Annotated in this window: 24 protein-coding genes; 15 read left to right on the top strand and 9 right to left on the bottom strand. The window is 68.9% G+C overall.

Annotated elements, in window-relative coordinates; all coding sequences use genetic code 11:
• Positions 1-32: 32 nt before the first annotated feature.
• Both NO878_RS10235 and NO878_RS10230 read right to left on the bottom strand, forming a co-directional pair.
• Entirely contained in the window at positions 33-650 is a 618-nt protein-coding gene (locus NO878_RS10235) for a DUF6517 family protein (RefSeq protein ID WP_256405888.1), read from the bottom strand.
• Between the two features lies 1 nt (position 651).
• Positions 652-1365: a DUF8052 family protein gene (locus NO878_RS10230; protein ID WP_256405887.1), complete on the bottom strand. Its 714-nt coding sequence runs from the start codon at positions 1363-1365 to the stop codon at positions 652-654.
• Between the two features lie 123 nt (positions 1366-1488).
• Here NO878_RS10230 and NO878_RS10225 point away from each other — a divergent pair, with 123 nt between their 5' ends.
• Positions 1489-1692: a DUF8007 family protein gene (locus tag NO878_RS10225; RefSeq protein ID WP_256405886.1), complete on the top strand. Its 204-nt coding sequence runs from the start codon at positions 1489-1491 to the stop codon at positions 1690-1692.
• Here the strand turns inward: NO878_RS10225 and NO878_RS10220 are convergent, their stop codons facing one another.
• The gene (locus tag NO878_RS10220) at positions 1693-2064 is read right to left on the bottom strand and encodes a cupin domain-containing protein (protein WP_256405885.1); all 372 of its coding nucleotides are present in this window, start codon (positions 2062-2064) and stop codon (positions 1693-1695) included.
• Between the two features lie 105 nt (positions 2065-2169).
• Here NO878_RS10220 and NO878_RS10215 point away from each other — a divergent pair, with 105 nt between their 5' ends.
• From NO878_RS10215 to NO878_RS10205, 3 genes are all read left to right on the top strand, one after another.
• Positions 2170-2856: a DUF5828 family protein gene (locus NO878_RS10215; protein ID WP_256405884.1), complete on the top strand. Its 687-nt coding sequence runs from the start codon at positions 2170-2172 to the stop codon at positions 2854-2856.
• Between the two features lie 64 nt (positions 2857-2920).
• The gene (locus tag NO878_RS10210; RefSeq protein WP_256405883.1) at positions 2921-3163 is read left to right on the top strand and encodes a ferredoxin; all 243 of its coding nucleotides are present in this window, start codon (positions 2921-2923) and stop codon (positions 3161-3163) included.
• Between the two features lie 86 nt (positions 3164-3249).
• Complete coding sequence (locus NO878_RS10205) at positions 3250-5670, top strand: DEAD/DEAH box helicase (protein ID WP_256405882.1); 2421 nt, start codon at positions 3250-3252, stop codon at positions 5668-5670.
• On the opposite strand, the gene NO878_RS10200 is transcribed toward NO878_RS10205, so the two are convergent.
• Complete coding sequence (locus NO878_RS10200; protein ID WP_256405881.1) at positions 5667-6305, bottom strand: Sjogren's syndrome/scleroderma autoantigen 1 family protein; 639 nt, start codon at positions 6303-6305, stop codon at positions 5667-5669. The genes NO878_RS10205 and NO878_RS10200 overlap by 4 nt on opposite strands.
• A 124-nt stretch (positions 6306-6429) precedes the next feature.
• Here NO878_RS10200 and mdh point away from each other — a divergent pair, with 124 nt between their 5' ends.
• Positions 6430-7344 (top strand): malate dehydrogenase, encoded by a 915-nt coding sequence (mdh, locus tag NO878_RS10195; RefSeq protein WP_256405880.1) that lies wholly within the window; start codon positions 6430-6432, stop codon positions 7342-7344.
• 97 nt (positions 7345-7441) lie between these two features.
• Here mdh and NO878_RS10190 read toward each other — a convergent pair whose 3' ends face one another.
• Entirely contained in the window at positions 7442-9178 is a 1737-nt protein-coding gene (locus tag NO878_RS10190; RefSeq protein WP_256405879.1) for an excinuclease ABC subunit C, read from the bottom strand.
• 109 nt (positions 9179-9287) lie between these two features.
• Between NO878_RS10190 and NO878_RS10185 the strand changes: the two genes are divergently transcribed.
• From NO878_RS10185 to NO878_RS10170, 4 genes are read left to right on the top strand one after another with little or no spacing between them, the layout of a single operon-like run.
• The gene (locus tag NO878_RS10185) at positions 9288-10916 is read left to right on the top strand and encodes a methyl-accepting chemotaxis protein (RefSeq protein ID WP_256405878.1); all 1629 of its coding nucleotides are present in this window, start codon (positions 9288-9290) and stop codon (positions 10914-10916) included.
• A 48-nt stretch (positions 10917-10964) separates the two neighbouring features.
• Entirely contained in the window at positions 10965-11237 is a 273-nt protein-coding gene (locus NO878_RS10180) for a DUF7967 family protein (RefSeq protein ID WP_256405877.1), read from the top strand.
• Between the two features lie 44 nt (positions 11238-11281).
• A complete protein-coding gene (locus NO878_RS10175) occupies positions 11282-12205 on the top strand; it encodes an ABC transporter ATP-binding protein (protein ID WP_256405876.1) in 924 nt (307 codons plus the stop codon).
• A complete protein-coding gene (locus NO878_RS10170; RefSeq protein WP_256405875.1) occupies positions 12202-13026 on the top strand; it encodes an ABC transporter permease subunit in 825 nt (274 codons plus the stop codon). Before NO878_RS10175 ends, NO878_RS10170 begins: the two co-directional genes overlap by 4 nt.
• Here the strand turns inward: NO878_RS10170 and NO878_RS10165 are convergent.
• On the bottom strand, positions 13021-14130 hold the full coding sequence (locus NO878_RS10165) for a pyridoxal-phosphate-dependent aminotransferase family protein (protein ID WP_256405943.1): 1110 nt from the start codon (positions 14128-14130) through the stop codon (positions 13021-13023). The genes NO878_RS10170 and NO878_RS10165 overlap by 6 nt on opposite strands.
• Before the next feature lie 132 nt (positions 14131-14262).
• Between NO878_RS10165 and NO878_RS10160 the strand changes: the two genes are divergently transcribed.
• From NO878_RS10160 to NO878_RS10150, 3 genes are all read left to right on the top strand, one after another.
• Positions 14263-15528 carry an O-acetylhomoserine aminocarboxypropyltransferase/cysteine synthase family protein gene (locus NO878_RS10160; protein ID WP_256405874.1) on the top strand — a complete coding sequence of 422 codons (1266 nt, stop codon included), beginning with the start codon at positions 14263-14265 and terminating at the stop codon, positions 15526-15528.
• Positions 15525-16751 carry a homoserine O-acetyltransferase MetX gene (gene metX / locus NO878_RS10155; protein WP_256405873.1) on the top strand — a complete coding sequence of 409 codons (1227 nt, stop codon included), beginning with the start codon at positions 15525-15527 and terminating at the stop codon, positions 16749-16751. Before NO878_RS10160 ends, metX begins: the two co-directional genes overlap by 4 nt.
• Positions 16752-16832: 81 nt before the next feature.
• Positions 16833-18128: an O-acetylhomoserine aminocarboxypropyltransferase/cysteine synthase family protein gene (locus tag NO878_RS10150; protein WP_256405872.1), complete on the top strand. Its 1296-nt coding sequence runs from the start codon at positions 16833-16835 to the stop codon at positions 18126-18128.
• Positions 18129-18134: 6 nt separating this feature from the next.
• Here NO878_RS10150 and NO878_RS10145 read toward each other — a convergent pair whose 3' ends face one another.
• Positions 18135-19094, bottom strand: a complete 960-nt coding sequence (locus NO878_RS10145) for an asparaginase (protein WP_256405871.1) — start codon at positions 19092-19094, stop codon at positions 18135-18137.
• Complete coding sequence (gene serB / locus NO878_RS10140; protein ID WP_256405870.1) at positions 19091-19735, bottom strand: phosphoserine phosphatase SerB; 645 nt, start codon at positions 19733-19735, stop codon at positions 19091-19093. Before serB ends, NO878_RS10145 begins: the two co-directional genes overlap by 4 nt.
• A gap of 95 nt (positions 19736-19830) precedes the next feature.
• Here serB and NO878_RS10135 point away from each other — a divergent pair, with 95 nt between their 5' ends.
• Together NO878_RS10135 and serA are read left to right on the top strand one after the other, a co-directional pair.
• A complete protein-coding gene (locus NO878_RS10135; protein WP_256405869.1) occupies positions 19831-20865 on the top strand; it encodes an ATP-binding protein in 1035 nt (344 codons plus the stop codon).
• 25 nt (positions 20866-20890) lie between these two features.
• Positions 20891-22507 carry a phosphoglycerate dehydrogenase gene (gene serA / locus NO878_RS10130; protein WP_256405868.1) on the top strand — a complete coding sequence of 539 codons (1617 nt, stop codon included), beginning with the start codon at positions 20891-20893 and terminating at the stop codon, positions 22505-22507.
• Here the strand turns inward: serA and NO878_RS10125 are convergent.
• The gene (locus tag NO878_RS10125; protein ID WP_256405867.1) at positions 22504-22812 is read right to left on the bottom strand and encodes a mediator of RNA polymerase II transcription subunit 21; all 309 of its coding nucleotides are present in this window, start codon (positions 22810-22812) and stop codon (positions 22504-22506) included. The two genes, serA and NO878_RS10125, sit on opposite strands and share 4 nt — an antisense overlap.
• A 101-nt stretch (positions 22813-22913) precedes the next feature.
• Between NO878_RS10125 and NO878_RS10120 the strand changes: the two genes are divergently transcribed.
• Positions 22914-23225 carry a hypothetical protein gene (locus NO878_RS10120; RefSeq protein WP_256405866.1) on the top strand — a complete coding sequence of 104 codons (312 nt, stop codon included), beginning with the start codon at positions 22914-22916 and terminating at the stop codon, positions 23223-23225.
• Positions 23226-23232: the final 7 nt, after the last annotated feature.

Genomic DNA, 23232 nt, shown 5'->3' with positions numbered 1-23232 from the left:
GGCGCGGACCTCTGTCGCAGTTTTTTCGGTCGCTACGGCTCGCGAGCGACGGCGTCGAAGGGCGCGCGAACGGCGTCGGCCGTCGGAGCGAGCGCGACGGCGGTGATGGCGTCGCCGCCAGCACGGACCCGTGCCCGGACGAGTGCGAGGTCGGCGCCCCCGTCACTCGCCGTCGCCGTCTCGCGGGGCGTCTCCGTCCCGAGGAGCGTGACCGACCCCGACGCGCCCGGATCACGCACGGCGTCGACCGACCGGTCGGTCGCGAGGGCGACGACGCGAGCGGGGTCGAGCGACGGGATGGGGTCGTAGCGTGACTCCGAGTTCTCGATGATCCGGACCGTCGGCGCAGTGGCCAGTCCGAACCGTCGCCCGCCGTCGCCGCGGTAGGCTCGTCGGAACAGCGTGATCACCGCGTCACGGCTAGCGCTCAGTTCGACGTCGCCGCTGAGGTCGGCGTCGAGCGTCGTCTCGACCGTGGCCGTCTCCGCGACGGTTCGCTCGTAGCCCGCGTCGGCGGCGGCGGCCGCGGGGAGCGTCGCGGGTGCCGTGGCGCTCGCCTCGACCGGATCGCTCTCCTCGGGGACCAGTCCACAGCCGGCCACACCGGTGAGGCCGGCCAGTCCGCCAGCGAGGAGGTCGCGTCGGCGCACGCTACGACCAGAACCGGCGGGCGATCCGGTCGAGCAGTCCGGGGTCGGGGTCGGCGAGGTCCTCCCAGAGGGCGAACGCTTGGACGGCGTCAGCGACCTCACTGGCGGCGGCGGTACGCCGCGCCGGCGCGACGACGATCAGGTTCACCTCGTAGTGGCCGTAGTAGCCGAACTTCAGCAGCGTGCGGTCCCGGAACCCGACGACGAACTCGCGAACGTCGTCGGGAATCTCGTCGGCGACGAGGACGAAGGTGACGTCGGTACGGTAATGTTCCTCGTGGCCGGTCACACGCTCGTCGGCCACGTCGTGTCCGAGGTCAACCAGCCGTTCGAGGTCGGCAACGGTCGGGCGACCAACCCGGCGGGCAAACAGATACTCCTCGGACTCGTGGTCGGCGTAGGAGAGCGCGGGGTGGACGAACTGTTTTTGATTCACCACCCGCAGTTCGCCGTAGAGGTCCCAGCGTTCGCCCGCGACGTGGGCGTCCTTGTCGAGGTCGTAGCTGTGCATCAGCCGGTCGCTCACGCGGTCGAGATACGGGTCGTCGGGCCAGTCGGGGACCGCCTCGACTACCTCCTCGGGCAGGTCGGCGGCCCGAACCTCCTCGGGTGCCCCCCAGTCGTCGTCGGGCGCCCGGTCGGCCGGTCCTTCGGGCGGGTCCGCCGCGCCGGACGCAGGCCCGGACTCCGTGGTCGCGGCCGGATCGTCGCTCATCGGCGTCGACGGCCGCGTGGCGGTATCGGCGTCGCGAGTCGATGCATGGGGTGGCGTACTCCGGCGACAGTAAAAAGCGCATCGCGGCCGGGATTTAAGCCGCTGGCGGCCCAACAGCGGGTGATGGCGAAGGATACGGAAGCGTGCGGCCGCTGTTCGATGAGCGTCGTCGTCGACGCCGCCGACGGAGACGACCGCGACCCGTTCGGCGACGAACGGATCGAGGTCGACCGCAAGTCCATGGAGCGGGCGTCGCCGGAGGCGTGGCTCGGACGAGTCTCGGCACGGATCGACGACGCGGTGACGCGGTTCGTCTGGAACCGCTAGCTACGGCTCGTAGGCGTGAACGTCGTCCGCGGACGGCGGCGCGCCGACAGCGACGACGTCGACGGCCTCGGTCGCGCTCTCGGGGTTGTACGCAAACTGGGGGCTGCCAGGCTCGACCGTGAGCAACGTGTCTGGCCCCGCCTCCAGAGTCCCCTCGGGCGTGTCGACGTGAAGCGTCCCCGAGAGGACGTAGAAGGCCTCCTCCTGATCGTCGTGGTAGTGGTAGGCGAGCGGCAGTTCCTCGCCGGGGTCGGCCGTGTAGCGGTTGATCGCCATCTCCGAGAGGCCGGCCGGGTCGGACAGCGACCGACGGGTACAGGGGCGGTCCGGATCGGGGTCGACTGCGTCCGTATCGACGACGTGATAGCCCATACCCCCACGGAGTCGGGGCGGGGCAAAAAGGCCGTCGTCGCGGGTCACGACCCGCCGTGGCACGGAACGGTTTTGTGCGCTGACGCCATGAGAGCCTGACGAGCGATGGAAGAGAGCGTGTCCGGATTCAAACGCCGGGGGACGTGGTCGGAGATCGTCGAACACGGCGAACGTATCACGCGTGCGCTCCGCGAGGCCGGCGCCGACGGGCCGGCGTTCGCGGAGTGGGACGAGTGGCGGCCCAAGTCTCACGAGCGTCTCGGCGAGGACGTCAACGAGAAGACGGCCGAGCAGGCAAGCGTCGCGGAAGGGGAAGGCGAGAAGGCCGGAAAAAACCCGGACGAGGACCTCCGTACGGCCGGCGAGAAGCTCTCCGAGTCCTACGAGCGCGTCGAGGAGGGCGACAACGAGGGCGCGGTCGAACAGTGGCAGGACTCGATCAACTACGTCGCCCGCGCCGCCGACTCGGCGGGTCGAAAGGCCCTCCGGGCGGTCGAGGACACCGTCTACCGGAAGGTGATGACACAGCTCGCCCCCTACTACTTCGACAACGAACTCGTAAGCGCCAACGTCCAGAAGACGGCTCGCGGCGGCGACGAAGACCAGTTCGTCTTCGAGGTGAACGTCAACGACGACGACCTCAAGACGGCGGTGAGCGAGCGGCTGGCGACCTACGAGGACAGCGTCGACCGCTGGCACGTCGACACGGAGAAGGAGACGGAGGTTGCGGAGGTCGTCGAGGGCGTCGAACCGCCGGAGAACGGCGGCGAGTCGAAGTCGACGACGAACTGACCGCGACCGGCGTGTGACACGGCGCGGGCACCACACCTATGCCCGGGAACGCACTAGGGGGCGTATGCACGTCGAGTTCGACCGTGACACCTGCATCGGGATGTTCCAGTGCGTCGAGGAGTGGGCGGCGTTCGAGGAGAACCGCGACGACGGGAAGGCAGACCTCGCGGAAAGCGAGGAGACGGAGTCGGACGTGTTCGTCCGCGAGGTGCCCGAAGCGGCCGAACTCGACGCGGAGTTCGCGGCGCGCACCTGCCCGGTCGACGCCATCGAACTGTACGACGACGACGGCGAGCAGGTCGTCTGAGACGGGCGACGCCGGCTGTCCGGCGACGCGATCACTTTCACCACGGTTCGCCAACGCTTAACCCCGCCGCCGACCACGTTCGGACGATGGCGGCCACCGACGACGGCGACCAGGCGTACGTCGACCACCCCCTGTTGGTCTCCGAGGTCATCGAGCGACGGGAGTACCAGCGGCAACTCGCGGACACCGCGAGCGAGGATCACACCCTCGTCTGTCTGCCGACGGGGCTGGGCAAGACGACGGTGAGTCTGCTCGTGACCGCCGACCGCCTCCACGAGAGTGGCGGGACGGCGCTCTTTCTCGCCCCGACCAAGCCCCTTGTTCAGCAACACGCCGCGTTCTACCGCGAGGCGCTCACGGTTCCGGACGACGAGATTACGGTCTTCACCGGGGAGGTACGCCCGGAGGACCGGGCCGACCTGTGGACCGAGAGCCGGATCGTCATCGCGACGCCACAGGTCGTCGAGAACGATCTGATCGGCGGCCGTATCTCGCTTGCCGACGTAACACATCTGACCTTCGACGAGTGTCACCGCGCGACCGGCGACTACGCCTACGTTTACATCGCGGAGCGGTACCACACGGACGCCGAGGCGCCGCTGGTGACGGGAATGAGCGCCTCGCCCGGCGGCGACGAGGAGGCGATCATGACCGTCTGTGAGAACCTCGGCCTGCACGAGGTGGCGGTGATGACCGAGGACGACGCCGACGTGGCCGAGTACACCCACGACACGGACGTGGAGTGGGAGCGGGTCACCCTCCCCGACCGGATCCTGACGATCAGGGACGCACTCAACGAGGTGATCGTCGACCGTCTGGAGACGCTGAAGGAACTCGGTGTCACGAACACGACGAGTCCGGACCTCTCACAGCGGGACCTCAACCGGATGCGCGGGGAGTTGCAGGACCTCATCGACGCCGACCAGTCCGAGGGGTACGAGGGGATGTCCGTCCACGCCGAGGTGATGAAGCTCCGACGGGCGGTCGAACTCGCGGAGACACAGTCGGTGGAGTCGCTTCGCAGGTACTTCGAGCGCCAGCGCAACGCCGCCCGCGCCTCCGGTGCGTCGAAGGCGAGCCAGCGGCTGGTCGCGGAGCCGAAGGTGCGAGAGGCGATGCGGACGGCCGAGGAGTTCGACGACCTCCACCCAAAGTTCCGGCAGACGCGAGTGTTGCTGGCACAGACACTCGGTATCGGCGGCGGGGAGCGAGTCATCGTCTTCACGGAGTCACGGGACACCGCCGAGGCGCTCACCGAGTTCCTGAGCGAGAGCTTCGACGTGCGGCGGTTCGTCGGCCAGGGCGACAAGGACGGCTCCGACGGCATGACACAGAAAGAGCAAGGCGAGACGCTCGATGCCTTCCGGGGCGGCGAGTTCGAGGTGCTGGTCTCCACCTCCGTCGCCGAGGAGGGCCTCGACGTCCCCGAGGTCGACCTCGTGCTCTTTTATGAACCCGTTCCGACGGCGATTCGGTCGATCCAGCGGAAGGGGCGAACCGGCCGCCAGGAGGAGGGCCGCGTCGTCGTCCTCATGGCCGAGGACACCCGCGACGAGGCGTTTTTCTGGATCTCCCGCCGGCGAGAACAGGAGATGGAAGACGAGTTGGCGAAGCTGAAAGGCGTCGCCGACGAGATGGCGGCGGAACTCGACGACGGCCAGACCGCACTCGACGCGTTCGACGACGGGACGGCGACCGACGACCCGGCCGGGGACGCCGACGGGAGCGCCACGGAGGCCGACGGCGGCGCGAGCACACAGCCAGGGCTGACCGAATTCGGAGCCGACGAGGACGGCGGCGACTCGGCGTCGGAGACAGCGGACGACGCCGTCGTCGCGACGGCCGAGGGCGACGAGGAAACGGTCGAAGTCGTCGTCGACCAGCGGGAACTCGACGCGACCATCGCGCGTGACCTCTCGACGCGCGAGGGAATCGAGACGCGACTGGAGACGCTGGCGGTCGGTGACTACGTCGTCTCGGACCGCGTGGCCGTCGAGCGCAAGACGGTCGCGGACTTCCTCGATACGCTCACCGGCGGCGACCGCTCGCTGTTCGATCAGGTGGGCGACCTCTCGCGTCACTACGCCCGCCCGGTCGTCCTACTAGAGGGCAAGGACCTCTACGAGGAGCGAAATGTCCACCCTGACGCCATCCGCGGGGCGCTGGCGTCGCTCTCGGTGGACTTCGGCGTGAGCGTCCTGCGGACCACGGGGGAGGCGGACACGGCCGATCTGCTGGCGGTGCTCGCGAAACGGGAGCAGACGACCCGCGACCGCGCTGTCAGCGTTCACGGCGAGAAAAGCGCGAAGACACTCGACGAGCAACAGGAGTACGTCGTGGGCGCCATCGCGGACATCGGCCCCGTGACCGCCCGCTCGCTCTTGGAACACTTCGGGAGTGTCGAGGCGGTGATGACCGCCCGCGAGGAGGATCTGCTGGAGGTCGACGGCGTGGGCGAGGTGACCGCCGACCGGGTTCGGACCGTCATCGGGAGCGACTACGACTAACGTCGACCGCGACTGTCGAGCGCCGCGAGCGTCTCGGCGGCCTCGCGGGCGGCGGCCAACAGGTCCCGGGCGCGACGCGGGTCGTCCGTCTCCTCGGCCGCCCGCGCGAACCGGTCGAGCGTCCGCGAGAGCGAGGCACGGGTGTCGTCGAGCGCCGGCGCGGACCGCGGGCTGGACACGCTCGCATCGTCGGCGCCGGCGTCACGGGAGTGGACGGGGGTCGACGGGTCGGCCCCGTCGGCGGGGGCCGGCTGGCGGTCCCGGGCGACGGCCGGCGTCCGGGGGCGTGCCGCGTCCGTCGTCTCGTCCGGGGCCGTCTCCGCGTCGGCGGTCGTGTCGGTCGCCGCCGCATCGGCGGGGTCGGCATCCGAGGGGTCCGCGGCGCTCGTCTCCGCTTCCGGGGGTGACGCCGCCTCGGCGTCCGGGTCCGCATCCGGCGCCTGACACGTCGGGCAGAACTCCTCGCCGTCGTAGCGGAAGATGGGGTCGCCACACGAATCGCAGTGGCTGTTTGTCATCGTCGCCCCCTTCAGGAGGAGTTCGCTCATGCGCTGTGTCGCCGCGCGCTTCTCCCGGTCACGTTCGTACTTCTCCCGGAGTCGCTCGCGCTCGGCCTCTTTGTCGAACTCGCTCATGGACGATGAGAGACGGCCAAGGTCGAAAAACCCCACGGGACGGCGGTCACGGGGCCGTCGTCGCGGTCGAACGGTCGGGTGTTCCGAAGCGTTTAATCTGGGTCCCGGGCCAAGAGTAGGTGACATGACGAAAGTGAGCGTCATCGGCGCGGCGGGCACCGTCGGGGCCGCGACGGCGTACAACATCGCGCTCCGCGATATCGCGGACGAACTCGTTTTGGTCGACATCCCGGACATGGAGGCGAAGACGGTTGGCCAGGCGGCCGACGTGAACCACGGCATCGCCTACGACTCGAACACGGTCGTCCGGCAGGGCGACTACGCGGCGACCGAGGGATCGGACGTGGTCGTCATCACGGCGGGCATCCCACGCAAGCCGGGACAGACCCGGATCGACCTCGCTGGCGATAACGCGCCCATCATGGAGGACATCGGTGCGTCCGTCGCCGAGTACAACGACGACTTCGTCTCGGTCACCACCTCGAACCCGGTCGACCTTCTCAACCGCCACCTCTACGAAACAGGCGACCGCGACCGGCACAAGGTGATCGGCTTCGGCGGCCGCCTCGACTCCGCTCGCTTTCGGTACGTCCTCGCCCAGCGGTTCGACACGCCCGTTCGGAACGTCGAGGGGACGATTCTCGGCGAACACGGCGACGCGCAGGTTCCCGTCTTCTCGAAGGTCCGGGTCGACGGCCGCGACCCCTCCTTTTCGCCCGACGAACGCGAGGAGATACTCGGCAACCTCCAAGAGTCCGCGATGGACGTCATCGAACGCAAGGGCGCCACCGAGTGGGGACCCGCGACGGGTGTCGCCCACACGGTCGAGTCGATCCTTCGGGACACCGGCGCGGTCCTCCCCGGGAGCATCGCCCTCGACGGCGAGTACGGCTACGAGGACACCGCGTTCGGCGTCCCCCTCAGACTCGGGTCGGACGGCGTCGAGGAGGTCGTCGAATGGGATCTGGCCGACTACGAGACCGACCTGATGGACGAGGCCGCCGAGAAACTCGCCGACCAGTACGAGAAGATCGCCTGAGTCGGGCCGCTCCCCCGTCCTAACGGGGGCCACGAAACGTTCACAGAAGTGTGACGCCGTGTCCCGCGCCGACGGCCGGCGGGGCGTCACCTGTACGCTACAGGCGTCGGACGAGCGCCTCCGCCGTCTTCTCCCCGACCCCCTCGACGTCCCGTAGATCCGCTGTCGATGCCGCCCGGACGTTCTCGACGCTCCCGAAGCGCCGGAGGAGGCGCCGGCGCGTCTCGGGGCCGACGCCCGGCACCTCGTCCAGTGCGGTCGACACCTCGTCGCGGACGGTGCCGTGATACTGGACGGCGAAGCGATGGGCCTCGTCGCGGACGCGCTGGAGAAGGTGGAGATGTGGCGCGTCGTCGTCCCAGTCGTGGACGCTGTCGGGCGTGATCACCCGTTCTTCGGCTTTCGCCAGCGCGACGGCGGGCACGTCCCACCCCGTCTCGGAGAGGGCATCGCGCGCGGCTGCCAGTTGTCCCTCGCCGCCGTCGATCAGGAGGAGGTCCGGATCGGGGCGGTCGTCGCGTCCGTCGACGGCGCGGCCGGCCCGCCAGCGGACGAGTTCGCGCATGTTCGCGTAGTCGTCGTTCCGGTCGGTGAGTTTCTTCCGGCGGTAGGCCGACTTCGCCGCGCTTCCGTCGACGAAACAGACGTCGCTGCCGACGGCGGCCCGGCCGCCCGTGTGACTTACGTCGAACCCCTCAACCCGCTCGACGCGGCTGCCGAGGCCGAGTGCCTCGGCGAGGCGGGCGCCACCGTCGTCGCGGCCGGCCCGACTACGGGCGTTCTTGAGCGCGAGGTCGACCAGTTTCGCCTCGCGGCCGGCGCCGGGGACCCGCAGGGCGACGCCCGCGGCGTCCAGCCACGCGCCCACCTCGTCGTCGTCGAGGCGTTCGGGGAGGAGGATGGCATCGGGGAGGTCGCGGTCGGCGTAATACTGTGGGATGAAGGCCGCGAGGAGGGCCGCGGTTCGGTCCTCGCCGTCGGGGGCGTCGAGGTGATGTCGCGAGCGGTCGACGAGTTGTCCCCGGTCGCTGTGGAGGCGAGCGACCGTCGCCCGGTCGCCCTCGACGGCCGCGCCCAGGACGTCGACCGTCCGCTCGTCGGCGGGGGCGGTCACCGCTTCGCCACCCGCGCCGTGGAAGGACTCGATGACGTCGAGGCGGTCCCGGAGGTTGGCGGCGCGCTCGAAGGACTGAGACTCCGCGGCGGCCGTCATCTGCCGGCGGAGGGGGTCGGCCAGCGCGCCCGTCTCACCCTCGAAAAATCGAACCGCGGCTTGCACGTCCTCGGCGTACGATGCCGGGTCGATCTCGTCGGTGCAAGGGGCGCTACACAGCCCCATCTCGTAGTCGAGACAGGGACGGTCCCGGCCGCGGTACTTGTGATCGGAGCACCCTCGGAGGCCGTATACCTCTCGGATCGACTTCAGCACCGTCTCGACGCGGCCCTTCTCGGTGAAGGGACCGAACACGGTCGCTCCCTCGTCGGGGTCTCGGGTCACCTCGATCCGGGGGATCGGGTGGTCGGTGAACTGGACCAGCGGGTAGGACTTGTCGTCCTTCAGGCGGACGTTGTACCGCGGCTGGTGGCGTTTGATGAGGTTCGCCTCCAGCAGGAGCGCCTGGGTCTCGGTGTCGGTGACGGCCACGTCGATCCGGTCGGCGCGGTCGACCATCCGCCGGATGCGGTCGCTCCGCGGATCGGCGTAGGCGCGGACGCGGTCCCGAAGATCGACCGCCTTGCCGACGTACTGGACGGCTTCGTCCGCGTAGAAGAGGTAGACGCCCGGGTCGGTCGGGAGGTCGGCGGCGTGTTCGCGAACCGCACTTGCGTCCATCACCGATTTTGTAGCGAGTCCGCACCCATGAGCCTGACGCGTCGGGCGCGAGTTTCAGCGCTGAGAATCGTCGGAAAATGTTAAGCAGTGCCCTGGTGTCGCCTGTCACATGAATCACGCTCCCGACTCACACGGATCGGAGCCGGCGGCGGCCGACACCCGTTCCGAACGGGGTCGGACCGACGGCGGTCGAGACGACGCCGTCACGATCGAATCGAGGGACGCCGAGGTCGAAGCGGACGAGACGGGAGCGACGAACGGAACCCACGAGGCAGAGGGGGCAGTCGAGGTCGAACTCAACGTCGACGACGACGTCCTGATCGACGGCGTGGGGATGCCGGTGTTCATCCTCGACCGTGACGGCGCTATCGCGGCGTGGAACCACAGCATCGAGGAGTTGACCGGCAACGGGGACGACGCCGCCATCGGATCGACGGCGCCGAGCACCGTGTTCTATCCGGACGGACGAACGCGGGAAATGCTGGCCGAGACCGTACTCGACAGCCCGGAGTCGGCCGACGAGCGCGAGGGCATCGAACTCGAAGACGAGACGCTGTCGCTGTACGCAACCGACGAGACGCTGACCGACCGCTGGGGGAACACCCGCCACGTCCGACACACCTCGATGCCGCTGTACGAGGATGGGGCGTTCGTGGCCGTCATCCAGGCGATTCGCGACCGGACACAGGAAGTGAAACGCCAGGAGGCGGTCGCGGACTTGGTCGATGAGGTGCGGGGCACACTCCACGACTTGGCCGACGGCCACCTCGATTCCCGGGCGGCCTTCGACGCCGACGGACGGGCGGTCGACGACCGCCTCGCGGATGTCATCACGGAGTTGAACCGGACGGCCGAGGAGTTCGAGAGCCTCGCCAGCGAAGTCGACGGCGAGACACGGTCGCTGGCCGACGCCATCGACCGGACGGCGACGGCGGCGGTCGACATCGCGGAGAACGTCGACGACCAGAACGGGCTACTCCAGGAGGGCGCCGAGGAGATGCAGTCGTTCAGCGCGAGCATCGAGGAGGTAGCGGCGACGACCGACGAGGTGGAGTCGGCGGCCGACGAGGCACGGGACGCCGCGACCGACGGACTGGACGCGAGCGAGGACGCCCGCGAGGCGACTGAGAGCGTCGTCGACGTGGGCGAGGAACTCGTCGGGGACGTGACGGCCCTCGGCGACCGGATGGACGAAATCGAGGAGGTCGTCGAGGTGATCTCGGAGGTCGCCGACCGGACGAACCTGCTGGCGCTCAACGCCAACATCGAGGCGGCGCGAGCGGGCGAGGACGGCGACGGGTTCGCTGTGGTCGCGGAGGAGGTAAAGAGCCTCGCCGAGCAGACCCACGACCACACCGAGGAGATCACCGACGACATTCGACTGCTCCAGACACAGACAGACGAGACGGTCGACGCCGCCACCCGGTCCGTCGAACGGATCGGGACGGCGAGCGAGCAGATCGACGAGGTACTGGAGACCTTCGAGGAGATTGCCGAAACCATCGACCGGGTCGCAGACGGCGTCGCGGAAGTCTCTCGGACGGCCGACGACCAAGCGGCGACCGGCGAGGAACTGACCGCGACCATCGAGACACTCCGGGATCGGGCGACGGAGACGGCCGAGGCCGCCGACCGGATCGTCGCGGCTGCCGACGAGGCCGACGCGGCGGTCGACGAACTCACGCGGAGCGTAAACGAACTGCGGGCAGGCGAGGCGCGAGGCGACGGCGGCTGGTAGGTCGGGGCGATCCGGACGACTATAACCCGCGGGCGACGATGCCGGACTATGAGCGACGACGCAACGACGCGGCTGTGGCTGGTCGAGCGAACCTACGACGACAAGGGGCTGATCGCGCTGGTGTACGCGACGACCGACGGCGAGGCGGTCCGGCGGATCGAGCGGGCACCGATCGCCGTCGAGCGGTCGGGCGGCGTCACCGCAGCCGTCGAGGCCGAACGGGACGGACTCGCCCCCGTCGAGGAGGCGTCGTTGCGGGAGCGGTACGCGGCGGAGGCCCGGCGGATGGCCGAGAATCACGACCCCGACGAGACGGTGTGAACGACACCTAAACTCTTTAACCGGGACTGGACCAAGGGGTTCCCATGGCCGCAATCGAACTCGACGGCGTGACCAAGCGCTTCGGCGACGTCACCGCCGTCTCGAACCTCGACCTCACGGTCCCCGAGGGCGAGGTGTTCGGCTTTCTCGGGCCGAATGGCGCGGGAAAGTCGACGACCATCAATATGTTGCTCGATTTCGTCCGCCCGACGGCCGGTGAGGTGCGCGTGCTAGGCCTCGATGCGGGTCGTGACAGCGTCGCGGTGCGCCGTCGGACGGGCGTCCTCCCCGAGGGATACGACGTGTACGAGCGTCTCACCGGGCGAAAACACATCGAGTTCGCCATGCGCTCGAAGGAGGTCGACGACGACGCCAGCGCGGTGCTCGAACGAGTGGGTATCGCCGACGCCGCCGACCGCAAGGCTGGCGGCTACTCCAAGGGGATGCGCCAGCGACTCGTCCTCGGGATGGCACTGGTCGGCGAACCCGACCTGCTGATCCTCGACGAACCCTCCTCCGGATTGGACCCGGGTGGCGCCCGCGAGATGCGCGAAATCGTCCGATCAGAGGCCGACCGCGGGACGACCGTTTTCTTCTCCAGTCACGTGCTGGGACAGGTCGAGGCGGTGTGTGACCGCGTGGGCATCATGCGCGGGGGCAACCTCGTCGCGGAGGACAGCATCGAGGGGCTACGCGGCGCCGTCGACGAGGGCGAGACGCTGACGGTTACCGTCGACGCCGCGAGCGAGGACGACCTGACGGCGGTGCGGGCGCTCGACGGTGTCAGCTCGGCGGCGACCGACGGTGGCACCGTCACCGTCTCCTGTGACGCCGACGCAAAGACGGGGGTCATCGGCGCGCTGGAAGAGGCCGGGGTGACGGTCAAGGACTTCCAGACCGAGGAAACGTCGCTGGAAGACCTGTTTCTCGCGTACACCGAGGGCGAGGAAGGGGAGGTGTCGGCATGACGTGGACCGCCGTGGCGCGCAAGGACTTCCAGGACGCCATCCGGTCGCGGTGGGTCGCGGGGCTGTCGGTACTGTTCATCCTGCTCGTGTCGGCGGCGGCGTATCTCGTCCGCCCGGCGCCGGGTGAGACGATCAGTTCGAACGCGGTGCTCAACTCGTTGGTCGTCCGTGACGCCCTGGTGACGACGCTGGTGCCGTTGCTCGCCCTCGTCGTCGCGTACAAGGCCGTCGTCGGCGAGCGGGAGTCCGGGTCGCTGAAACTCCTGCTTTCGCTTCCGCACTCGCGGGCGGACGTGGTGTTCGGGAAGGTAGCTGGACGGGCCGCGGCCATCGCCGCGCCAATCTCGGCCGGCTTTCTCCTGCCCGCGGTAGTGTTGCTCGTCGCACCGCCCGTGAATTTCGACGTCGTGTCCTACGTCGGCTACACGCTGTTGACGGCGATTCTCGCGGTGGCGTTCGTCGGCATCGCCGTGGGCTTTTCGGCGGCCGCGTCGTCGAGTCGGCGGGCAGTCGCCGGCGCTATCGGGATCTACTTCCTGTTCGTGCCGCTGTGGGGTGCGGTGCGGTTCCCGCTCCAACTCTACCTCGGCATGGGCGGTGGTCCGTCGTGGCTTCCGCTCACGGGTCAGCAGGTGTTGCGGATGCTCCGCTTGCTCAATCCCACCGGCTCGTTCAAAATCGTCTCGAACGCGTTCCTCCAAGGGTCGCTCTACACGGGCGGGCAGGTGAGCATGCAGGTGTCCGCGACGCTGATGTTGGTGTTGTGGATCCTCGTGCCGCCGCTGCTTGGCCTGCTGTGGTTCCGCGAAGCCGACTTATAGGTCGGCGACGTCCTCGATGGCGTCGGTGAGCGCCTCGATGCTCTCGACGGTGTGTTCACCCATGTGGCCGATTCGGAACGTCTCCTCGCCGAGGTCGCCGTAGCCGTTCGAGAAGACCATATCCTCCCGCTCGGAGACGGCGTCGATGGTCGCGGCGACGTCGATGTCCTGCGTGTTCTCGATACAACTCACCGTCAGCGACTCGTACCCCGACTCGGGGAAGAGATCGAAGTGGTCGCGGGCCCACTCGCGGGTGTACTCGGCCATCTCGCGGTGGCGGTGGGCTCGCGATGTGTGTCCCTCCTCGAGCATGTGTTTCATCTGTTCACGGTAGGCCAGCATGACCGGGATGGCGGGCGTGGAGTGGGTCTGTCCCTTTCGGTCGTAGTAGTCGAGACAGCGCTGGAAGCCGCCGTACCACGACGCGGAATCGGCGTCGAGTTCCCGCTCGTAGGCGTCGTCGCTGACGACACAGACGGCGAGGCCGGGGGGCATGGCGAAGGCCTTCTGTGTCGACGCGAAGATCACGTCGATGCCGTGGGCGTCGATGTCGACGTAGTCGCCGCCCAGTGCCGACACCGCGTCGACGACGAAGTAGGTGTCCGGGTAGTCGGCGACCACGTCGCCAATCTCCTCGATTGGATTCCGGACGCCGGTCGAACTCTCGTTCATCACGCAGGTGACGACGTCGTAGTCGGCGTCGCTCTGTTCGAGTCGTCGACGCACGTCACCGGGCTTGACGGCCTGTCCCCACTCGTACGCGAGGCGGTCGACCGTCTTCCCTACGCGCTCGGCCACGTTGGCGTGACGCTCGCCGAAGGCGCCACAGGTCGTACAGAGGATGTGTTCGTCGACGAGGTTGAGGGTCGACGCCTCCCAGAACTCGGTGCCCGACGCCGTGAGCACGATGACCTCCTTGTCCGTGCCGAGAAAGTCCTTCGTATCCTCGACGATGGTCGTATAGAGGTCGGTCATGCGGTCCATCCGGTGGCCGAACATCGGCTGGGCCATCGCATCGATGACCTCCTCGCGCACCTCGGTGGGACCGGGAATGTACAGCGTCTTGTCGGGGTAGTCGTCCGTGTATTCGCGTTGCTCGGTCATGCCACTACTGACCGAAATGGAGGCGCGCGGCGTCATGGTCCTTTTGATACCGCCCCCGTTGGCGGCCGCCGACCCCCCGTTCCGCACCGGATCTGACGGTTATAAGTTGCTCCGGAAATATGCACTGTACACATGACCGACGGCTTTCACACCCGAAGCCTCCACGCCGGGCAGGAACCGGACCCGGCGACGGGTGCCCGTGCCCCGCCCATCTACCAGACCACGTCGTACGTCTTCGACGACGCCGACGACGCGGCCGAGCGGTTCAGCCTGAACGTCGAGGACAACATCTACTCACGGTTCTCGAACCCGACGACCCGGACCCTCGAACGCCGACTGGCGGCGCTGTCGGGGGGAACCGACGCCGTCGCCACCGGCGCGGGCATGGCGGCACTCGACGCCGCCACGAGCATCCTCGCACAGGCCGGCGACAACGTCGTCGCCGCCTCCGATATGTACGGTGGGACCAGCACGTACTTCTCGAAGATGGCCTCGCGCCGGGGAATCGAATTTCGCACCGTCGACACCCTCGCGTACGACGCCTACGCCGACGCCATCGACGACGACACCGCCTTCGTTCACGTCGAGACGCTGTCGAACCCGTCGCTGCTGACGCCGGACTTCGAACGACTCGCCGCGGTGGCCCACGAGCGTGGGGTGCCGCTGTTCGTCGACAACACCTTCGCCACGCCGTATCTGTGTCGGCCACTCGAACACGGCGCGGACATCGTCTGGGAGTCGACGACCAAGTGGATCCACGGCTCCGGCACCACGCTCGGGGGCGTCCTCGTCGACGGCGGCACCTTCCCCTGGGACCACTCGGCGGTCGACTACCCCGAACTCGCCGGGGAGAATCCGGCCTACGGCTTCGATTTCACCGAGCGGTTCGGTGACCGCGCCTTCGCGGCCGCCGCGCGGTACCGCTCGCTCCGGAGTCTCGGCAGCGGCCAGTCGCCGTTCGACGCCTGGGTCACCCTCCAAGGCCTAGAGACGCTCCCGCTGCGGATGGAGCGCCACTGCGAGAACGCCGCCGCCGTCGCCGAGTTCCTGGCGGATCACCCGGCGGTCGGCTGGGTGACCTACCCCGGGCTGGAGTCCCACGAGAGCCACGAGACGGCGAGCGAGTACCTCGACGGCGGCGGCGGCATGGTCACCTTCGGCCTCGCGGACGGCTTCGACGCCGCCAAGGAGTTGTGTGAGACCGTCGAGATGGCGAGTTTCCTCGCCAACATCGGCGACGCCAAGACGCTGGTGATCCATCCCGCCTCCACCACCCACTCACAGTTGAGCGAGGCCGAACAGCGCGCCGCGGGCGTCACGCCCGATATGGTCCGCCTCTCGGTCGGACTGGAGGACGTCGAGGATATCGTCGCCGACCTGGAGCGTGGGTTGCGATGACCGCCGTCGAGAGCGGCACGCGGCGTCTGGGCGAGTTCACCTTCGAGTGTGGCGAGTCCATCGACGACCTGCAGGTGGCCTACGAATCCTACGGCGACTTCGAGGCCACGGAGGAGGGGAGCAACGCCGTCCTGGTCTGTCACGCGCTCACCGGGAGTCAGAACGTCGCCAGCGCCGGCCTCGCGGAGACGGCGGGGCAGGCGCGGGCGTGGTGGAACGACATCGTCGGCCCGGGGAAGGCCATCGACACCACCGAGTACTACGTCGTCTGTGCGAACGTCCCCGGGTCCTGTTACGGAAGCTCCGGCCCGCCCGCCGAGAATCCCGAGACAGGCGAGCCGTGGGGGACCGACTTCCCGCCGGTGACCGTCGGCGACTGGACGCGAGCCCAGCGACGCCTGCTCGACGATCTGGGCGTCGGCCGCCTCCACGCCGTCGTCGGCGGGAGCGCGGGCGGCATGAACGTGCTCGACTGGGCGGTCCAGTATCCCGACGACGTGGCGCGCATCGTCCCCGTCGCGGCCGCCGCACGCCTCGACGCACAGTGTCTCGCTCTCGATGCCATCGCCCGCCGCGCCATCACCACCGACGACGCCTGGCAGGGCGGGGACTACTACGGCGACGAGCGACCGACCGAGGGCCTCGCACTCGCCCGACAGATCGGCCACGTGATGTACCTCTCGAAGACGTCGATGGGCGAGAAGTTCGGCCGCCGGGCGGCCGGCCGGGACGCCGTGCGATCCTTCCCCGCCGACCGCGCCGCCGCCTACTTCCCCTACCGCGAGGTGGAGTCGTACCTCGACTACCAGGCCGAGAAGTTCGTCGACCGCTTCGATCCCAACACCTATCTCTACCTCACCCGCGCGATGGACGACTACGACCTCAGCGAGGGGTACGAGGGCGACGCCGACGCCCTGGCCGCCTTCGAGGGCGAGACCCTGCTCATGTCCTTTACCGGCGACTGGCATTTCACCGTCGAACAGTCCGAGTCGCTCGCCGACGCCTGCCGGACGGCGGGCGTCCCCGTCGCCCACCACGTCGTCGAGTCGGACCACGGTCACGACGCCTTCCTCGTCGAACCCGAGAAGGTGGGGCCGCCGCTGCGGGACTTCCTCGCCGACGGTCTCGACGGCCGCGCGATTCACGACACCGTGAGCGAGGACGACGAGGACGAGGGGGAGGCGGACTTCGCCCCCGTCCACAACTCGCTTTTCAGCGGGTGAGCGCCGCGTCGGTGGACCCGCCATCGGCCGTCGCGCCCGTTCGCCGGCGGTTTTACGAGGGTCGATTTCGAAGGTCACGCCATGGCAGACGAAGACGACGCACCCGGATTCCACACGCGAAGCCTGCACGCCGGCCAGTCATCCGACCCGTCGACGGGGGCGCGGGCGCCGCCCATCTACCAGACCACCTCCTATGTCTTCGACGACGCCGACGACGCCGCGGGGCAGTTCGCCCTCGAGAAGGAGGGCCACATCTACTCGCGGCTGATGAACCCCACCGTCGGCACCCTGCAGGAGCGTCTGGCCTCGCTGGAGGGGGGCGTCGGCGCCGCCGCTACCGCCTCGGGCATGGCCTCGCTGGACCTCGCGACGTTTCTCCTCGCGGAGGCAGGAGACAACATCGTCACCGCCTCGGCGCTGTACGGCGGGACCTACACCTACTTCACTCACACCGTCGAACGCCGGGGGATCAGTACCCGCTTCGTCGATACGCTCGATTACGACGCCTACGCCGAGGCCATCGACGACGACACCGCCTACGTCCACCTCGAAACCATCGGCAACCCCGCGCTCGTCACCCCCGACATCGAGCGGGTCGCCGACATCGCCCACGAGCACGGAGTGCCGCTGTTCGTCGACAACACCTTCGCGACGCCGTATCTCTGCCGGCCGCTGGAACACGGTGCGGACCTCGTCTGGGACTCGACGACCAAGTGGCTCCACGGATCGGGATCGACCGTCGGGGGCGTCCTCGTCGACGGCGGTACCTTCGACTGGGGCACGCACGCCGACGACTACCCCGAAATCGGCCAGGACAACCCCGCCTACCACGGCGTCAACTTCCACGAGACGTTCGCTCCCGCGGGGTTCACCTACGCCGCCATCGCCCGCGGCCTGCGTGACCTCGGCAACACCCAGTCGCCGTTCGACGCCTGGGTCACCCTCCAGAACCTCGAGTCGTTCCCGATGCGGATGGAGCGCCACTGCGAGAACGCGATGGCCGTCGCGGAACATCTGGCGGACCACCCCGAAGTCGCGTGGGTGAACTACCCCGGCCTCGACTCTCACGAGACCCACGAGATGGCGAGTGAGTATCTCGACGGCGGCTACGGCGGCATGATCACCTTCGGCCTCGCCGAGGGCTACGAGGCCGCGAAAGGGACCGTGAACAACGTCGAACTCGCCTCGCTGCTGGCGAACGTCGGCGACGCGAAGACGCTGGTGATCCACCCCGCCTCCACCACCCACCAGCAGTTGACCGACGAGGAGCAGGCGGCGGCCGGCGTCACGCCCGACATGGTCCGTCTCTCGGTCGGCCTAGAGGACATCGAGGATATCGTCGCCGACCTGGATCAGGCCATCGACGCGGCCACCTGATACGTCTCAGCCGCCGTCGAACGCCTCGTCCAGTCGACCGGCCGCGTGGGCGACCATCGCTCTGATCCGCGTCTTCTGGAGGTTCAAATCCGAGATCAAGCAGCCGGCCTCCCGTAGCGTCCGCTCACTCCCCCGGTATCCGTAGGTACTGCGCGCGAGGCGCCCTTCGGGACAGCGGGTGGTGGCGATCACCGGCACACCGGCCGCGCGGAGGTCGGTGAGCGGATCGACGAGTCGTTCGGTGACGTGTCCGGCGCCGGTCGTCGCGAGACAGACGGCGGTCGCGTCCGCGTGAGCGGCGAGATGGGAGGGCGGGGCGTCGACGGTGACGTACACCGCTGCGACGTCGTTCGTGAGACGGTCGGGGTCGGGATCGAACGTTTGGTCGGGGTTCTCCGCCTGCCGTCGCCACGTGACCGACCCTTCGTCGATGGCCCCCACGGGACCGAACTCGGGACACCGGAACGTATCGACCGCCTGGGAGTGGGTCTTGGTCGCCTCGCGTGCGGGCATGACGCGGCCGGCGAAGGCAACGAGGACCCCTCGGTCGCGTGCGCCCGGATCGAGCGCCGTTCGGACGGACGCAAGCAGGTTCGCGGGACCGTCGGGGCTGGGGAGCGACGGGTTTCGCATCGCCCCCGTCACGACCACGGGCGTCGACCCACCGTGACAGAGGTCCAAGAAGTACGCCGTCTCCTCGAGGACGTCCGTCCCCTGTGTGACGACCACGCCGTCCACGTCGGGGTCGGTGTCGAGCGTCTCGACAAGCGCCGCGAGGTCGAACAGTTGGTCGACGGTGAAATGTGGGCTGGGGACGGTCGAGAACTCCTCGACGCGTAAGTCGACGTCGTCGAGGGCAGGCACGGCGGACACGAGTTCCGCGCCGCCGAGGTCGGGCGCCGCGTCGCCGCCCGTGTCGTCGGTCGATGCGATGGTGCCGCCAGTAGAGACGACGGCGACGGTCATCGGGCGTCGAGCAGGCCGCGCTCCTCGAACACCCGTCCCAGCCGATCCATCGACGCCACCACGGTGTCACAGGCGGGCCGGACGGCGGGTTTGGGGAGAAAGCCGACGGCCAGTCCCGCCACCTCTAGCATCGGGAGGTCGTTTGCGCCGTCGCCGACGGCGACGGTTCGCGACAGCGGCAGGTCGTGCTCGGCGGTGAGCGACTCCAGGGCCTCGTCTTTGGTGCCCTCGATCAGCGGCCCCTCGACGGCGCCGGTCAGGTGGCCGTCGCTGGCGGGGAGGCGGTTGGCGACCACGGTGTCGACGGCGACCCCCTCGCGGTCGAGGGCGCGTTCGACGCCGCGCTCGAACCCGCCGGTGAGGACAGCCGTGTGGTGGCCGGCGTCGTTCAGACGGGCGATCAGGTCGGCCGCGCCCTCACGGAGTCGGACCCGGTCGAAGGCGTCGTCGGCGTCGTCGAGAGAGAGTCCCTCCAGTAACGCCGCGCGCTCGCGGAGGCTCTCGGCGTAGCTGAGTTCGTCGTTCATCGCCCGTTCCGTGATCGAAGCCATGCGGTCGGCGACGCCGCGCTGGCCCCCGAGCAGGACCGTCATCTCGGAGTCCGACAGCGTGCCGTCGAAGTCGAAGGCGACGAGTCGCATATCGGCCCCTCGCCGGCCGGGGGTTTGAATCCCTCGCCGCGGCAACGTTTATGTCGGTCCCGTGAGGGACGTGACGTGCACCTGGTCCCCGAGCGATGGTCGACGCTCCCCACCCGCTGAAACGCTGGTCGCTCGCGATCACGGGGGTGGCTCTCGCCACCGTCCCCGGGACGCGACTACTCGTCGATACGGACCGCGTAGCGGCGCTCCTCGAAGGCGTGGTGCCGCTCTTGCTGCTCGGTGGCGTGACCTACGCTGGGGTGGCGTACGCCCGCCGGCGGTCGCCGGGGTTCACCGCCGTCGTGACGGCGTGGACCCTCTCGGTCGTCGCCGGGATGGTCGTGGTCGCACTCTGGATCACGACCCTGAGCCGCCTCCTCGCCACGGGGCTTCCGTTCGCGGCACTCACCCCGGTCGTCACCTCGGTCGGGGCCGTCGCCGGGCTGTGGGTGGGGACGAACAACGCCCGCTGGCGGGAACGCAAGCGGGCGCTCCGCCGGGAACGCGAGCGAATCGACTTCCTGAACGAACTACTCAGACACTACGTGCTGAACGCCGCGCAGGTGATCGTCGGCCGGGCGGAACTGGTGGCCGAGCGCACCGACGAAACCGACGCGACGGTCGTCGCCGACACCGGCCGCCGGATGGCCCGACACGTCGAGCAGATGCGGGCGCTGGTGCCGAGCGACGGTGCGTGCTGGCCCGTCGACCTCGCGGCGTCGGTGACGGCGGCGAGCGAGGGGTTCGGCACCGAGGTCCGCGTCGTCGATCAGGTTCCCGAGCCGTGTTCGGTACTTGCCGACGACGCCCTCGACGTGTTGGTGGAGGCGCTCCTGAACCAGGCAGTCGACCGGGCGAGTGGGACGGTCACGGTCCGCATCAGCGCGACCCGGACGGGCGGGGACGTGGTCCTCACCGTCGACGACGACGCCGCGGATCCGGCCGTCGGAACGGTCGACCCCGAGGCCATCGACACCGACGGGGGCGTCCTTCAGTTCCAGCGGTATCTGGTGGTGACGCTGGTCGAACGGTACGATGGCGAGATGACGGTGACGAACCGCGAGACGGGCGCCCGGATCGAGATTTGCCTCCGGGCAGCCCCGACCGACGACGCGTTTGGAAACCCTTAACAGCCGTCCTCGGATCGATTCGGGTATGAAGGTACTCGTCACGGATCCCATCGCCGACGCAGGGTTGGACCGCCTTCGCGACGCGGGCCACGACGTCGAAACCGCGTACGATATCGAGGGGGCGGCGCTGCGCGACGCCGTCGCCGACGCCAACGCGCTCGTGGTGCGGTCGGGGACGAACGTGACCGAGGACGTGTTCGAAGCCGCGTCCGACCTGGTGATCGTCGGCCGGGCGGGGATCGGCGTCGACAACATCGACATCGACGCGGCGACCGATCACGGCGTCATCGTCGCCAACGCCCCCGAGGGGAACGTCCGCGCGGCGGCGGAACACACCGTTGCGATGTCGTTCGCGGCCGCTCGTTCCATCCCACAGGCCCATACCCGCCTGCGGGCCGGCGAGTGGGCGAAAAGCGACTACCTCGGGACGGAACTCAACGCCAAGACCCTCGGGGTCGTCGGCCTCGGCCGCGTCGGACAGGAGGTGGCGAAACGCCTCGGCTCACTCGGGATGGAGCTAGTCGCGTACGACCCCTACATCGGACAGGAACGGGCCGATCAACTCGGCGCCGAACTCGTCGACTTCGAGGCGTGTCTGGAGCGGGCCGACTTCCTGACGGTCCATACGCCACTGACCCCGGAGACGGAGGGCATGATCGCCGAGGACGAACTCGAACTGCTGGCAGGGGGGTATCTCATCAACTGTGCGCGCGGTGGCGTCGTCGACGAGACGGCCCTCGCGGCGGCCGTCGAGGACGGCACGCTCGCCGGCGCCGCCGTCGACGTGTTCGCTGACGAACCCGTCTCGCCGGACAGTCCACTGCTGGCCCTCGACGACGTCGTCGTCACGCCGCACCTCGGGGCGTCGACGGAGGCCGCACAGGAACACGTCGCGACGAGCATCGCCGACCAGATTCTCGCGGCGTTCGCGGACGAGCCGGTCGCGAACGCGCTGAACGCCCCCTCCATCGACGAGAGCGCGTTCCCCCGGGTCCAGCCGTACGTCGAACTCGCGGAGACGGCCGGGAAGGTCGCCGCCCAGATGTTCGATGGCCGGATCTCGGAGGTCCGCGTGCGCTACGAGGGCGACATCGCCGACGAGGACATCGAGTTCGTCACCGCGAGCGGCCTCAAGGGTGTCTTCGAGCCGCTGGAGTGGCAGGTAAACGCCGTCAACGCGCCGAAGATTGCCGAGGAGCGTGGCATCGAGGTGACCGAGGAAAAGACCCGACGGAGCGAGGACTTCCAGAGCCTCGTCACCGTCACCGTCGGCGACGGCGAGGACGAAGTCGGCGTCTGTGGCACGCTCTTTACCGGTGACGATCCCCGGATCGTCCGGATCGACGGCTACCGGGTCGACGCCGTCCCCCACGGCCAGATGCTCGTCGTACGCAACTACGACCGCCCCGGCGTCCTCGGCCTGATCGGGACCGTCCTCGGCGACAGCGACGTCAACATCGCGGGGATGTTCAACGGCCGCGAGACCCTCGGCGGCGAGGCGATGACCGTCTACAATCTCGACTCGTCGGTGCCCGAGGACGCCGCCGGAGAGATCCGAGCCGACGAGCGTATCATCGAGGTGAAACAGATCACGCTCGGGAACGGCGAGGACGAGGACACCGACGCGACGGCGGACGACTAGCGCCGAAGGAGGCCGGCGAGGCGTTCGAGGGGGCCGTCGTCGTCACCGGCGTCGTCGGCGTGGCTCTCGGCGGCCGGCCGTCCGTTCGACGCCGTCTGCTGTCGGTCGAGCAACTGCTCGTATCGCTCGACGATCCGCTCGTTCTCGCGGCGCTGTTTCTCGACTGCGGCACGGAGCGCCTCGTTTTCCCGCTCCAGTTCGGCGATACGTGCCCGAGCGTCGGGGGTGTCACCGCCGTCGCGCGTGGCGTCGGAGCCGTCGCGACCGCTACTGACCGTCCCCGTCGGGAGCCCGCTCGGAACCATGTGTCACACGTTGGCACACGCGATCAAAAAGCCCCGTCAGACGACCGTCCGACGGCGGCGAACTCGCAACGTATAGGTGGCGGGCGGTCCTGGCTTCGTCTATGAGTAAGGACGACGAGACGTTTCGATCCACGGTCGCAGCGGGCTTCCAGTCACAGTTCGACGCCGACGCCGAGACGGCCGACGCGGCGGCGTCGAAGGCGGCGGCGTTCCGGTCGGAGGTAGCCGAGGATCTGACCGCCGAGGAACTGCTCGACGCCGTCGCCGACGCGGACGACTACGAGGACGTCGCCCACCGGTACGATCTGGTGATCGGCACCCTGGCGGCCGAGCACGAGGACTGCACCGACTCGCGACCCTACCGACTCGCCGGGTTCGACGACCTGGCGGCCGACCCCGAGATCGGGGCGTAAAAACTGA

Origin of the sequence: Haloplanus ruber (assembly GCF_024494725.1) — an archaeon.
Lineage (GTDB): Archaea > Halobacteriota > Halobacteria > Halobacteriales > Haloferacaceae > Haloplanus > Haloplanus ruber.
Note: the sequence above shows the minus strand (reverse complement) of the source record. Positions and strands in the feature narration are given on the sequence as shown.

What these genes read in the sequence shown, in the direction of transcription:
- NO878_RS10230 (WP_256405887.1), bottom strand. Translation starts at nt 1,365, where the DNA reads ATGAGCGACGATCCGGCCGCGACCACGGAGTCCGGGCCTGCGTCCGGC.
- NO878_RS10225 (WP_256405886.1), top strand. Translation starts at nt 1,489, where the DNA reads ATGGCGAAGGATACGGAAGCGTGCGGCCGCTGTTCGATGAGCGTCGTC.
- NO878_RS10220 (WP_256405885.1), bottom strand. Translation starts at nt 2,064, where the DNA reads ATGGGCTATCACGTCGTCGATACGGACGCAGTCGACCCCGATCCGGAC.
- NO878_RS10215 (WP_256405884.1), top strand. Translation starts at nt 2,170, where the DNA reads ATGGAAGAGAGCGTGTCCGGATTCAAACGCCGGGGGACGTGGTCGGAG.
- NO878_RS10210 (WP_256405883.1), top strand. Translation starts at nt 2,921, where the DNA reads ATGCACGTCGAGTTCGACCGTGACACCTGCATCGGGATGTTCCAGTGC.
- NO878_RS10205 (WP_256405882.1), top strand. Translation starts at nt 3,250, where the DNA reads ATGGCGGCCACCGACGACGGCGACCAGGCGTACGTCGACCACCCCCTG.
- NO878_RS10200 (WP_256405881.1), bottom strand. Translation starts at nt 6,305, where the DNA reads ATGAGCGAGTTCGACAAAGAGGCCGAGCGCGAGCGACTCCGGGAGAAG.
- mdh (WP_256405880.1), top strand. Translation starts at nt 6,430, where the DNA reads ATGACGAAAGTGAGCGTCATCGGCGCGGCGGGCACCGTCGGGGCCGCG.
- NO878_RS10190 (WP_256405879.1), bottom strand. Translation starts at nt 9,178, where the DNA reads ATGGACGCAAGTGCGGTTCGCGAACACGCCGCCGACCTCCCGACCGAC.
- NO878_RS10185 (WP_256405878.1), top strand. Translation starts at nt 9,288, where the DNA reads ATGAATCACGCTCCCGACTCACACGGATCGGAGCCGGCGGCGGCCGAC.
- NO878_RS10180 (WP_256405877.1), top strand. Translation starts at nt 10,965, where the DNA reads ATGAGCGACGACGCAACGACGCGGCTGTGGCTGGTCGAGCGAACCTAC.
- NO878_RS10175 (WP_256405876.1), top strand. Translation starts at nt 11,282, where the DNA reads ATGGCCGCAATCGAACTCGACGGCGTGACCAAGCGCTTCGGCGACGTC.
- NO878_RS10170 (WP_256405875.1), top strand. Translation starts at nt 12,202, where the DNA reads ATGACGTGGACCGCCGTGGCGCGCAAGGACTTCCAGGACGCCATCCGG.
- NO878_RS10165 (WP_256405943.1), bottom strand. Translation starts at nt 14,130, where the DNA reads ATGACCGAGCAACGCGAATACACGGACGACTACCCCGACAAGACGCTG.
- NO878_RS10160 (WP_256405874.1), top strand. Translation starts at nt 14,263, where the DNA reads ATGACCGACGGCTTTCACACCCGAAGCCTCCACGCCGGGCAGGAACCG.
- metX (WP_256405873.1), top strand. Translation starts at nt 15,525, where the DNA reads ATGACCGCCGTCGAGAGCGGCACGCGGCGTCTGGGCGAGTTCACCTTC.
- NO878_RS10150 (WP_256405872.1), top strand. Translation starts at nt 16,833, where the DNA reads ATGGCAGACGAAGACGACGCACCCGGATTCCACACGCGAAGCCTGCAC.
- NO878_RS10145 (WP_256405871.1), bottom strand. Translation starts at nt 19,094, where the DNA reads ATGACCGTCGCCGTCGTCTCTACTGGCGGCACCATCGCATCGACCGAC.
- serB (WP_256405870.1), bottom strand. Translation starts at nt 19,735, where the DNA reads ATGCGACTCGTCGCCTTCGACTTCGACGGCACGCTGTCGGACTCCGAG.
- NO878_RS10135 (WP_256405869.1), top strand. Translation starts at nt 19,831, where the DNA reads ATGGTCGACGCTCCCCACCCGCTGAAACGCTGGTCGCTCGCGATCACG.
- serA (WP_256405868.1), top strand. Translation starts at nt 20,891, where the DNA reads ATGAAGGTACTCGTCACGGATCCCATCGCCGACGCAGGGTTGGACCGC.
- NO878_RS10125 (WP_256405867.1), bottom strand. Translation starts at nt 22,812, where the DNA reads ATGGTTCCGAGCGGGCTCCCGACGGGGACGGTCAGTAGCGGTCGCGAC.
- NO878_RS10120 (WP_256405866.1), top strand. Translation starts at nt 22,914, where the DNA reads ATGAGTAAGGACGACGAGACGTTTCGATCCACGGTCGCAGCGGGCTTC.